The organism is Pedobacter sp. V48 (assembly GCF_000523515.1).
Taxonomy (GTDB): Bacteria; Bacteroidota; Bacteroidia; order Sphingobacteriales; family Sphingobacteriaceae; genus Pedobacter.
Genome location: NZ_AWRU01000002.1, coordinates 30732 through 43879 on the forward strand (window position 1 = coordinate 30732; position 13148 = coordinate 43879).

A 13148-nucleotide genomic window follows, 5' to 3' on the forward strand; every position below is an offset into this window, starting at 1 on the left:
AAAGGTTTGTATTAAACTATAGCCCGATGTTAAGCCCAACCATAAATACCCTTGGTTTTGGGTAATCGTATAATGTTAAGCCCTGATCGAAGGGTGCTCCTGAGTTGGAAACTTCCGGATCATAACCTTTATACTTAGTGGCTACAAAAAAGTTCTGAACGGAACCGTATACCCTAAGTCGATTCAGTTTTAATGAAGCAGCGGTGGCAGATGGAAAAGTATATGCGAGTAATAAATTGCGCCCACGGATAAATGATCCGTCGGTTACTTTATGGCTATCATTGTTCGTAGTATAATAGGCATTAATTGGCCTGATTTGCGCAATTGAAGTGTTTTGATTGGTTTCAGTCCAGGCATTCAAGACGGTTTTGTAACTGTTGGCAATTCCCTGTCTGTCTTCCGCAGAATGGATGCTTCTATCCAGTACATCATTGCCATACATATACTGTAGGTCTACGGTTAACGACCATGCCTTATATTGGAAAGTATTTAAGAACGTTCCAAACCCATCAGGGATACCTTTTCCTATAATGGTCCTGTCCAGATCGTTTATTCTGCCATCGTTATTTAGGTCTTTGTATTTTACATCACCAGGGAGCATATTGTATTTCTTTGCTTCTGCAGCTTCATTGGTTCCCCAGGTTCCCAGGTGCACCCTGCCAAAGAAAGAACCCACAGGCTCACCTACTCTAATTACGCCATTACCTGAAAATATATCGCCACTGGCCAGGGCAAGAACTTTGTTCTTGTTCACAGAAATATTGAAGGTAGTACTCCAGGAGAAGTCATCTGTTTTGATGTTTGTGGAGTTTACACTAAATTCAATACCCTTGTTTTCCATGCTTCCAACATTAGAGAAGATGCTGGCATATCCGCTGCTGAGTGGTAAAGGAGCCTCTAGCAACATGCCATTAACCTTTCTGCGATACAAATCGAGTTCGAAATTTAACCTGTTGGAGAATAAGCCAACCTCGAGCCCGAAATCAATTTGTTTCGTTTTTTCCCATTGGAGAGTAGAATTGGCCATTCGGTTGGTGCCTATGCCGATATTTCGGGTTCCGTCGAAAATTACGTTATAATTACCCATACCGGCAAGTGCTCTATATGCTGGAATTTCTGAATTTCCGGTGGCACCATAACTTGCACGGATCTTCAGGTTTGAAATGCTTGGAATGTTCTTCATGAAATCTTCTTCGATCACTCTCCAGGCAAGTGCAGCCGAAGGGAAGAAGGCATACTGGTTTTCTGTTCCAAACTTAGAGGACCCATCTGCCCGACCTGTTAGTGTTATTAAATACTTGTTTTGCAAGCTATAGTTTATGCGGGCAAAATATGAATTCAGCCCGTAAGCCTGACCGTTGGAGGAAGGAGCCTGAGGGCTAGATCCTNGCWMMGAGGTTATTGTACAGGAAATAGGAGTCGTCGAAACCCTGAGTGTTAGCTTGATTTTCGAAACGATCAATATGCTGCCAGGATAAACCTGCCATAGCGCTTATCGAGTGTATTTTTGCAAATTGCTTGTTATAGGTTAAATAGTTCTCGAATTGCCATGAATTGTATCTGTTATTGTTTACCCGGGCTTCTCCATTGTCAGAAATGTATTGCATCCCCTTGGCTGCAAAATAATCTTCTCTCTGATTAATGATATTAGTTCCAACTGTTGATTTGAATTCCAATCCGGGAGCCAGGTTAATGGCAGCATACATATTACCGAGCAAAGTTTGGGTACGCAAAAAATATAACCTATCGGCAGCTACGCGAAGAGGGCTGTCGCCACCTTCCATTCCCGGATAGTCTCTGTTACTTGCCCATGATCCATCGGCATATTTTACTGGAATAATAGGTAAAGCCTCTAATACCTGACGCATCATGGTTATTCCTCCTCCGTCAAGCTGGTCAACCTGTTTGTCATTTTGATCTGTATAGCCCATTGTTCCACCTACCTTTAGCCAACTCTTTATCTGGCTATCGAACACAAAGCGGCCGGCATATCTTTTTTGCCATGAGCCACGTGCGAGCCCTTCCTGATTGCGATAGTTTAGAAAGGCACCAAAGCTGCTTTTTTCATTGCCATCGGTAAAGCCAAGCTGATGATTTTGTGTAAACGCTTTTTGAAATGCTTCATCCTGCCAATCTGTATCATACAATGGATTGCCTTGGGAATCGAACAATTTTGGATTATTACGCTTGGTTTTGGGATCTGTATATTTTGTTCCTGTTKCCSATCCTASNGGGATCATATTTTTTGGCGTTTGCATAGGCTAAATCCTCTACTGCTAAAAATTCTTTTGAATTGAGCACTTCAAGTTTTTTAGGCAGTACACCTAAACTAAAGTCTGATTCATAGGTTACGTTACCTCCATTGGAAGATCCACGTTTAGTCGTGACCATTATTACTCCATTGGCCCCACGTGCTCCGTAAATTGCTGTTGAGGAGGCATCTTTTAGTACTTCAATAGAAGCGATATCGCTAGGGTTTATGTAATCGATGGGGGAACTCCCATTTTTCAGATCTACAGCATTGAGTATGACCCCATCAATCACATACAAAGGATTATTGGATACACTCAATGAGCTTGCACCCCGGATACGGATGTTGGCCCTGCCGCCTGGTCTGCCAGAATTGGAGGATACATTCACGCCAGATACACGACCCGATAAGCTTTGATTAAGGGAAGAGGCCGGACGCTCCTGAAGCGTTTCTGCTTTTACTGTACCTACTGCTCCGGTTAGATCTGATTTTTTGGCGGTTCCGTACCCTACAACAACAACCTCGTCTAAACCTTGTAATTGTGGTACTAACTTAATTGACATATTTCCGGAAGTAACCTTTACCTCTTGAGTGGTATAGCCGACATAGGAAACAATTAAAATCGCCTCGTCGGTTAGCCCCTTTATACTGAAATTGCCCTCATTATCAGTTGTTGTAGACTGTCCTGTACTTTTTACTTTAATGCTGACTCCGGGAATTCCAACACCCTTTTCATCCAGGATTTTCCCTTTTGCATCGATGGGGGGAATGCGCAGGTAAGCAGGATTTTTTTTTAAATAGTTTGCATGTAGTTGCATCGTTGTTGCCATGAACAGAACTGTTAACAGGCAAATAATTTTTTGGCGCAAAGCCACACCCTTGGGTGTCAAAGTTAAAAACTGGTTCATATTTGGGATGATTTAGTTAACTAGCAGCTACCTTTTAAGTTATTTTTGTACCTGTTTCTTCTCCGATCTGGGATGCTTAATACACATCCAGATTTTTAAAAGAAATAGATTTTAATAAAAGATATGATGCTATTACTATGAAAGTATAGGAAAGTTCAGTTGGATTGTTAACGTATTTTTGCAAATCATTAAGCTATTTTGCCATATTGGCAAGATTTTGTTTTAGCTGAAGCAGGATAGATTTCCTTTGGGAAACAAAAGGCCATTCTAATTGAACGGCCTTTTGTGTTATTTCAGCTGATAAGCTTTCAGACTTTGCTGGCTAAGGCCAAAGAGTAATTTGTTGTTAATCGTTGTTACGCTTCGTACATCTCCCTTTATATTAAAACCTGATTGTTGTTGAGAGATGTAGGTAAAACCGCCGTTACCGTTGCCTTTAAGTAGCATGCCATAATTGGCGTCGTATTTTCCGAATCTGAGTCGCGCACGGCTAATGTTACCACATAACAGCAAATCTTTATTGCCATCCTTATCATAATCAATGGAGGTAATGGTAAATACAGGCGAAAATTGAGCCTCGATAGGCAAGCTCAACTGTTTAAACTTACCTTTCCCGTTATTAATAAAGGCTGTGGTTTTTAAACTATTAGCTTTTAGCCTTGATACGCCCTTTAATTCCTCCTTAGTAAATATTTCTTGCATTGATGCATCGGCATAACTTTTATAATCTGGAAAACGGGTGCGCATGATACTCATCTGGTCGAGCATTTCATCCCTGGTTACATACGGGTAACTTTTCCCTTGAATGTAAAAGCATAATATAGGGTCAACCGATCCATTGTCATCAAAATCTTTGTAATACATTTCCGCGGGTTCCTTTTCTGTGGCCTTGCATTGTGTATTCAATCCGGTATTTCCAATCACTATATCTGGAAATCCATCTTTGTTTAGATCATCAACCAGTAATTTATTCCACCATCCTGAAAAGGGTTTCTCAAAATAATCAGTGGTTTTATCAATCAATTTTCCATTAGTATTAATTAAAACGGTAACAGGCATCCATTCTCCTACAAGAATTAGGTCCTCTTTTTTATCGCCATTCAAATCTATCCATGCTGCATCTGTAATCATTCCTGCTTTTTGTAATTGGGGCGCTATGGTTTTAATCAGATCTTTGAAATTTCCCTTCCCATCGTTAATCAGTAAATAGCTGGCCGGTGTTTCCGGATAGCGGCCCGGGACTACTCTTCCTCCTATAAATAAGTCTGGATGGCCATCTTGATTAAAATCTGTGACGCGGACACAACTCTTGCTGCTTAGCATTTTAGGTAGGGCATTAGCTTGCCTGAAATTACCTTTGCCATCATTTAAGTATAGCCGATCTTGCAGTGATGGATCTTCTGGGGTATAGTTATCATACCCCCCGCTGCATACATAAAGATCCATAAAACCATCTTTGTTGGCATCAAAAAAAACGGCATCTGCGTCCTCACTTTTTATGCTGGAAGCAAAAGCTGCCTGAGGTTTTTTTACAAATTCGCCATTCTTTTTTTGAACAAAAAGTACACCTTGCTGACCCTGGGTTCCTCCAACATAAATATCCTCTAAACCGTCACCGTTTATATCTGCTTTGGATATGCATGGCCCGGAAAACGACATAGGATTTATTAATAATGGTTGTCGCTTGAAATCGTTAGTTGATTTTTTTTGCTGTTGGAAGGCGATCGGCGATTTAACCTCTTTGAATAAGGAAGGAACGGGTTGCGGAGTTTTATATTTTAGTTTTGCGTTCGCTTCTAATAAAGGTATTTGTTGGTTTGCTTTTACAGCTGAGATCACCTCTTGTTTTCCGCTTGCCCAAACTATTCGAAGAGAGTCAATAGCAGTAGCGTCCCCTAATCCAAAATGTAAAATTGGAGAAACGCTCGATTGATAGCCTCGAGACGGCATTTGTTCAAGATACTGTTGCTTGTTTTTATTGTAAATCCATATTTTAGCCCCAATACCCTGAGTATTTTGCCCAAGTCCCTGCAGTTTTACTTTTAAGAATTGATTTTTCGCTTTTTTATCTGATTTGTTTTCATAAATGAATGCAGGCAGGTTGATGTTGTTAACTGCCAGATCCAAATCCCCATCGTTATCTAAATCCGCATATGCTGCGCCATTGCTATTCGAAGGAGTGGTTAATCCCCATTCCATCGCTTTATTGGTAAATGAAAGGTTCCCGTTGTTTTTGTAAATGTAATTGTTAACATTGGATGCTGGCATTGCATGAATCAGATCTAACAGATTCGCTTTTATTTGAGTGGGGTCAGTGCTACGTAAGAAATCTCCTTTGAACTTCAGAAAGTCCATATTGGTATAATCCCGCATATAGCCATTAGATATAAAAAGATCTTTCCAACCGTCATTGTCGTAATCTGCAAACAGCGGTGCCCAACTCCAGTCTGTATTTGAAATGCCGGATAGCTGTCCTGTTTCACTAAATGTACCGTTCCCATTATTTAATTGAAGCATATTGCGCATATCCTGGTAGTGGAAGCCAAGACGCAGGCGTAAATCATAATATTCATAATTGTCAGGAGAAAAAAGTAGCTTCTGCCTGCGGTTGTCCTCTGGAAGCATATCTAAGGTAAAAATATCAGAAAGCCCGTCGTTGTTAATGTCTGCAATATCATTACCCATTGAATATAAAGACGTGTGGCCGATTTGGGATTGAATTTGATTTTTGAAAGTGCCATTCCCGTTATTTATGTACAAATAATCGGGAGCGGAATAGTCGTTTGAAATGTATATGTCGGGGTAGCCATCATTGTTCAGGTCACTTACTCCTGCACCTAAACCATAGGTAAAAGAGGAATTATATATGCCAGCCTGATCGGATACGTCTTTGAATTTTTTATTTTCATTTTTATATAGTTTAATCCTAATCGTTGGTGCAGGCTCTTTTAAGATTAGAGGGGCAGATAGGTCATCCAGCGTAGTAAATACTTTCGGATTATGGTTTAACAGGAGCATGTCAAGATCATTATCTCTGTCATAATCAAAAAAAACGGCCTGGGTGCTATATGCCGTATCTGCAAGCCCATACTCCGCGGCTTGGTCCTTGAATGTCGGGATTCCCTGATCGTTAATTCCATGATTTATCAACAAAGTATTTGATCTGTTCTTTGCCGGTAACCCACCAGAGTAACACTGATAAATGTCTAATCTACCATCGCCATTAACATCGGCCATGGTAACTCCTGTTTTCCAGGAAAGGCCGATTTCAGTTATGCCAGCTTTATCGGTAATATCCTCAAACTGCATGTTCCCTTTATTGAGATACAATTTGGCTTTTGTCATGTTCCCAGAGAAATAAATATCGTCGAGGCCATCATTATTTAAATCGCCAATTGCCACACCTCCGCCATTATAGAAGTATTGATAAGATATAATGTTTGCTCTTTCATTCTCAATGATTGTATTATTGAAATCGATATGTGTTTGATCCGGGGAGAGTAAAGAAAAGAGTTTATTTGTGCTAGCCTCAATGCTCGATTTTTTATCATTATTTACACAGGATGTAAATGAAAACAGGCTGAGAAGCGCTATGCTCAGGTGCAGTTTAGAGGTTAAAGAAGACATTTGGTTAAGAAGTTTGGTTTAATTCTTCTTGAAGATAACGACTTTATTTCAATGTATCGTTTTTTTTACAGAAAACATTAAAGAGGTACTACCCCGGCTTCTTATACAAAAAAAAGCATTCGATTAAAATGCTTTTTTTTGTTTCTGTTTTTCTTGCCTAGGCAGACCGTAGAGGTGTTTTGTTAACTAAATAACTCTTGCATATCCCTATCGGCAGTAGGTATTTTTTTTAAAAAATCATCGAATCCGGCATTTTCCTGGGAACTATACATTCCATAAGCATCAAGAATATAGCCGATCTGTTTGTCTTTGTCTTCTAACAAATAAAGTATGGAGTTATCACCAGGGTCAGAATCTCCTTCAAAGCGATAGGTTTTAATTATGGTAAGGTCTTCGGGGTTATAAATTTTATTAATGCCCACTCCTTGCATTTTGCCATGATCTGTCATCTTTATTTCGTTATCCAGGCCTTTAAGTCTTAATTTTTCTAAAACCTGACTAAGCGTATTCATTTCTATTGGGTGTTCCATAATAGGTCTTGTTTTTTGTAAGTAAAACAATGGCTTTTAGAAATGGTTTTCTTTTTTGTTGAAAGGGTATTATCGAATGCGCTGTAACGTAAAAAGGCCGACCAATCTTGGTCAGCCTTTTCGAATTCTAAATATTTCTTAAGCTTATAATGAAAAAGACGCTTTTACTTTATCTACAAAGTCTAATTTCTCCCAGGTAAATAATTCAACTGTAACTGTTCTTTCTTCGCCTCCAGGGCTTTTAAAAGTTTTGGTCACAGTTTCAGGTTTACGACCCATATGACCATATGCTGCGGTTTCACTATAAATCGGATTCCTTAACTTTAAGCGCTGCTCAATAAAGTAGGGACGCATATCAAACAGCTCTTCAACAATCTTGGCAATTTCGCCGTCTGTTTTATTTACTTTGCTTGTTCCGTAAGTGTTAATATAGATACCCATTGGTTTGGCAACTCCAATAGCATAACTTACCTGCACTAAAATTTCTTCAGCTACACCAGCAGCAACAAGGTTTTTCGCAATATGACGAGTTGCGTATGCTGCACTTCTATCTACTTTACTTGGATCTTTTCCGGAGAATGCACCACCGCCATGAGCTCCTTTTCCTCCATAGGTATCCACAATGATTTTACGCCCTGTTAAACCCGTATCGCCATGAGGACCTCCGATAACAAATTTTCCTGTAGGATTGATGTGATACTCTATCTTATCGTTAAACAGATGCGCATATTGCGGGTATTTTGCAATAATTCTTGGAATAAGAATGTCTACAAGGTCCTTTTTGATTTTAGCTAACATTGTAGCTTCTTCATCAAAATCATCATGCTGGGTAGATATTACAATAGCATCAATACGAACTGGTTTGTTGTTGTCTGAATATTCCAGCGTTACTTGTGATTTAGCATCAGGACGCAAATAAGTAATTTCGTTGTTTTCTCTTCTTAAGAGCGCTAATTCCTGTAAAAGTGTATGTGAAAGATCTAATGCTAAAGGCATGTAGTTTTCAGTTTCGTTGGTTGCATAGCCAAACATCATTCCCTGATCACCAGCGCCTTGTTCCTCTTTACTCGCTCTGTCTACACCTTGGTTTATATCTTGGGATTGTTCGTGAATCGCAGAAAGAATGCCACATGAGTTGGCTTCAAACATGTATTCACTTTTTGTATAACCAATTTTTCTGATTACATCACGAGCAATTTGTTGCACATCCAGATACGTTTGTGATTTTACCTCGCCTGCTAAAATAACCTGGCCCGTGGTCACCAAAGTTTCACAAGCAACTTTTGACTCTGAATCGAATGCCAAAAAGTTATCAATAAGTGCGTCTGAGATTTGATCTGCTACTTTATCCGGATGGCCTTCAGAAACTGATTCGGATGTAAATAAATACGACATTTTAAATAATTAAAAATTTAATTTAAACAATTATATAAAATGGAATCAGACCCTGCATAGCAGGCAGTAAAATGAAGTGTATGATATGGTTAGCACTTTTTTTTACGTGGTTGCAATCCCGCTATTGCTAAATAGCATCGCAAATCAGTCCACTTTAATGCTGCAAAATTAGCATATATATTTAAATAGTCAAAAAATATCAATTATTTTGTACTATCATTAATCAAAAGGTTTTGTCGAAATCAAACATTCTATTTATTATTAATCCCATATCAGGAGGGAAGGATAAGTTAAAGATACCTGCATTGATAGATGCACACCTGGACCGCGCTAAGTTTAGCCCGAATTTTAGCTTTACGGAATATGTTGGTCATGCCTCGGAAATAGCTGAGGAAGCTGCAAATAAGAATTTTGATGTCATTGTTGCCGTTGGCGGCGATGGTACGATAAATGAAATTGCAACTAAGGTAATGCAACAGCATAAAGTGTTGGGTATTATTCCGTTTGGCTCGGGAAACGGACTGGCAAGGTTCTTGAAAATACCCATGAATACTGTTGCTGCAATAAAGGTTATTAATAATTTTAACGTTGAACTAATCGATACGGCGAAATTTAATGATAAATCCTTTTTCAATATGGCAGGTATGGGCTTTGATGCACATATTAGCTCTGTTTTTGCCGGAAATAAATCAAGAGGATTAACCGGTTACCTCAAATTGGGGTTAACAGAAGTGTTAAACTATAAGCCTCAAATCTACCGCCTGAATATAGATGGAGTTGATTATGAACGTAAAGCGTTTGTGATCAGCATAGCCAATTCTTCTCAATATGGCAACAATGCACATATCGCACCCAAGGCATCGGTTATCGATGGACTTCTTGATGTTTGTGTGGTTAAAGAATTTCCGATGTACAAATTGCCCATATTGGCGTACGAAATGTTAAGTGCAAGAACTGACCGCTCCAAAATTGTAGAAATAATAAAAGGTAAAAACATAAGGATTACCCGCAGTCAGGACGATGCGATACATATTGATGGAGAACCTTTTTTTATGGGAAAAGAAATAGAGGTGTCTATTGTGCCGTTATCGTTAAATATAGTTATGCCTAGTTATGAAATCTAAAAAGAAAACGCTAAGTGATCTTGGAGGAATAATGTATTCCACAGACCCATCCTTCGTTTATCAGGAGGAAAACGACGGTTCTAATCATTCAATACCTAAAAACCAACAGGACTTAAGGGTCACTTTGGATCGAAAAAACAGAGGTGGAAAAGCAGTCACTTTAGTCACAGGATTTAGAGAAAGTGACGAAGAATTGGAGAATTTGGCTAAAATGTTGAAAACGAAATGTGGTGTAGGAGGGGGTGCAAAAGACGGCGAGATTATTATCCAGGGAGATTTTAGAGATAAAGTGCTTTTACTGCTACAAAAGGAAGGTTATAAAGTGAAAAAATCTGGCGGATAATTTGTTGTTTAAATTGCTGAATAACAGGTTGTTATTTATAAGTGTATAAGCGACAATAAGTTAATTTTTTTCTTTAAAAAAGCTGTTTTTACCTTTTTATCTGCATAACTTTGCCCGACTAACTTATTATTCTTATGAGCAAAGCATTTATGCTTAAGCCTGATTTGAGCTATCTGAATCTCGATTCGGATATGGCTTTATATCAGCTTAATGTCGCGCAATTGGTTGAGGAGGCCTTGAAAAATGGTGAAGGATCGTTGGCCGATACAGGCGCACTGGCAGTAGATACAGGGAAATTTACTGGCCGTTCTCCAAAAGACAGATTTATCGTATGTGACGAACTAACCCGCGATTCCGTTTGGTGGGGAGATATAAATTTCAAATTTGAACCGGAGAAATTTGATGCATTATATGAAAAAGTAACATCTTACCTCAGTAAAAAGAAATATTATGTAAGAGATTCATTTGCCTGTGCAGATGAGGCTTACAAAACGACCATTAGGGTAGTAACTGAAACGGCGTACCAAAATCTGTTTTCTAATAACCTGTTCTTAAGACCGGAAGACGGCGATATTCAAGAGCGACCAGAATGGACAATTATTGCCTGCCCCTCTTTTTTGGCAGACCCGGTAACAGATGGAACCAGACAACCTAACTTTTCAATCCTTAATTTTTCAAAAAAGATAATCCTTATAGGAGGGTCCGGATATACAGGGGAAATTAAAAAGGGGATCTTTTCAGTGTYWAMCYTWATKSNTCSTKWWSWRARACGCACATTATCAATGCATTGCTCAGCAAATGTTGGGAAAAAAGGAGATACAGCTATATTTTTTGGCTTATCAGGAACGGGTAAAACTACCCTTTCGGCAGATCCTGAACGCGGATTGATCGGAGATGATGAACATGGTTGGGGAAGTGAATCTGTATTTAATTTTGAAGGAGGCTGTTATGCGAAATGTGTGGATTTAACTATTGAAAAAGAACCACAAATTTTTAATGCAATAAAATTCGGTGCCTTGTTAGAGAATACCAATTACTTTGAGGGGAGCCGAACCGTTGACTTTACCAACATAGATAAAACGGAGAATACCAGGGTTGCATACCCAATAAATTATATTGATAATGCCATAGTCCCTTCAATTGCGCCTGAACCAAAAAATATTTTCTTTCTTACAGCAGATGCTTTTGGGGTTTTACCTCCAATTGCTAAATTAAATAGCGGACAGGCGATGTTTCATTTTATATCTGGATACACGGCAAAAGTTGCTGGCACAGAGGCAGATGTTACGGAGCCTCAATTGACCTTCTCTGCTTGTTTTGGTAAGGCCTTCCTGCCACTTCATCCTACAAGATATGCAGAACTCCTGGGAGAAAAAATGGAAAAAAATAAGGTAAATGTATGGCTGATTAATACTGGATGGAGTGGAGGGGCTTACGGAGAAGGTAAGCGAATGAAGTTGGCATATACACGTGCAATGATTTCTGCAGCTTTGAATGGAGACTTTGAAGATGTCGAATTTACCACTGACCCAGTTTTTGGATTACGGATTCCGTTGACCTGTCCAAATGTTCCATCGGAAATTTTGAATCCAAGAAATACCTGGACAAGCAAACAAAAGTATGATCATAAAGCCAATGAACTTTCTTTGGCGTTCATAAATAATTTCAAGCAATTTGAAGCCTTCGCAAACGAAGAAATGATTAGTTCACTACCAAAAATCACCGAAAACACAGTTTAAAGCTTTTTTTTTACCTAAAAATTTGCATTTCAGTTTTTTTTTAGTTTTAATTGCGAAAGATTGTCTCCGCAACGAGACAATCTTTTTTAATTATACAGTAATACGTTAGATATAACGGGAGTGCAAACGGGTAAAATTGACGGGACAAAACGAATTAGCAAGCTAACGATTATTTAATTTGGAATTAAAATCAAAGTTATAAATTTGTTACGGCAACAATTGTTTGTAATAGTCGTTGTGTGTATTACGGAATATTTAATCTAATTTTAAAAAACAAAGTACTAAAAACTAAAAAACTAAAAAAAAATGGCAAACGCACCAAAACCAACAACAGTTAAAAAAGAAGGCTCTTCTACAGCTTCAAATTTATTCGCAACTCTTACTATTCCAATTTGTATCATTATTGGTATATGTGTTTACAAATTTATTTTCGGAGATAGAGGGAATTTCATCGATGGGGCTGATCCAGATCTTCACGATACACTTCCAAAAGTAGGTAACTACATGGGTATGGCTTACAAAGGTGGAGTTATCGTACCTGTTCTATTGGGTATGTTTCTTATGGTAATTGTATTCTCTATCGAGCGTCTTATTGTAATTGGTAAAGCAACTGGAAAATCTAGCTTGGATTCATTCGTTAAAAAAATCCAAGGATTTTTAAATTCAAACAACATCGAAGCAGCCTTAAGTGAGTGTGATAAACAACAAGGTTCGGTTGCTAACGTAATTAAATCAGGATTGAAAAAATATCGTGAAATGGAAGTTGAAGCAAACATGGATACAGATCAAAAATGTTTAGCTATCCAAAAAGATATCGAAGAAGCTACTACTTTGGAAATGCCAATGTTAGAGCAAAACTTAACTGTAATCGCTACTTTGGTATCAGTAGGTACATTAACAGGACTATTAGGTACAGTAACAGGTATGATCAAGGCCTTCGGTGGTTTGGCTAACTCTGGTGCTCCGGATCAGGCTGCATTGGCAACTGGTATTTCTGAGGCCCTAATTAACACAGCTACTGGTATCGGTACTTCTACTTTTGCGATTATCATGTATAACATCCTTACTTCTAAAATTGATAAATTAACTTATGCAATTGATGAAGCAGGTTTCAGCATCATTCAAACTTACGCCAGTACACATAAATAAAAAATAATGTATTTTTTTTTACCGGCTTTATGGAAAACCGGAAGAATTAACATCATTAGTAAAAAGTAAGTTTATTTATTAA

The 13148-nt window shown here is 38.5% G+C and carries 8 protein-coding genes and 1 pseudogene; 4 read left to right on the forward strand and 5 right to left on the reverse strand.

Annotated elements, in window-relative coordinates; translation table 11 throughout:
• Window positions 1–16: 16 nt before the first annotated feature.
• The 5 genes from N824_RS32915 to metK form a co-directional block, all read right to left on the reverse strand.
• On the reverse strand, window positions 17–1462 hold the full coding sequence (locus N824_RS32915) for a SusC/RagA family TonB-linked outer membrane protein (RefSeq protein WP_200869790.1): 1446 nt from the start codon (window positions 1460–1462) through the stop codon (window positions 17–19).
• Between the two features lie 719 nt (window positions 1463–2181).
• Window positions 2182–3081: a TonB-dependent receptor plug domain-containing protein gene (locus N824_RS32925; protein WP_200869792.1), complete on the reverse strand. Its 900-nt coding sequence runs from the start codon at window positions 3079–3081 to the stop codon at window positions 2182–2184.
• A gap of 366 nt (window positions 3082–3447) precedes the next feature.
• Window positions 3448–6786 carry a VCBS repeat-containing protein gene (locus N824_RS01485; protein ID WP_048903382.1) on the reverse strand — a complete coding sequence of 1113 codons (3339 nt, stop codon included), beginning with the start codon at window positions 6784–6786 and terminating at the stop codon, window positions 3448–3450.
• Between the two features lie 182 nt (window positions 6787–6968).
• Window positions 6969–7316 (reverse strand): hypothetical protein, encoded by a 348-nt coding sequence (locus tag N824_RS01490; RefSeq protein ID WP_048903383.1) that lies wholly within the window; start codon window positions 7314–7316, stop codon window positions 6969–6971.
• A 144-nt stretch (window positions 7317–7460) separates the two neighbouring features.
• On the reverse strand, window positions 7461–8711 hold the full coding sequence (gene metK, locus N824_RS01495; protein WP_048903384.1) for a methionine adenosyltransferase: 1251 nt from the start codon (window positions 8709–8711) through the stop codon (window positions 7461–7463).
• Between the two features lie 233 nt (window positions 8712–8944).
• On the opposite strand from metK, the gene N824_RS01500 reads away from it, so the two are divergent.
• From N824_RS01500 to N824_RS01515, 4 genes and pseudogenes are all read left to right on the forward strand, one after another.
• Window positions 8945–9835: a diacylglycerol kinase family protein gene (locus tag N824_RS01500; RefSeq protein WP_048903385.1), complete on the forward strand. Its 891-nt coding sequence runs from the start codon at window positions 8945–8947 to the stop codon at window positions 9833–9835.
• Complete coding sequence (locus tag N824_RS01505) at window positions 9825–10178, forward strand: translation initiation factor (protein WP_048903386.1); 354 nt, start codon at window positions 9825–9827, stop codon at window positions 10176–10178. Before N824_RS01500 ends, N824_RS01505 begins: the two co-directional genes overlap by 11 nt.
• A 134-nt stretch (window positions 10179–10312) precedes the next feature.
• Window positions 10313–11917: pseudogene (gene pckA / locus N824_RS01510) on the forward strand (phosphoenolpyruvate carboxykinase (ATP)).
• Between the two features lie 306 nt (window positions 11918–12223).
• Entirely contained in the window at window positions 12224–13066 is an 843-nt protein-coding gene (locus tag N824_RS01515; RefSeq protein ID WP_048903388.1) for a MotA/TolQ/ExbB proton channel family protein, read from the forward strand.
• Window positions 13067–13148 lie beyond the last annotated feature (82 nt).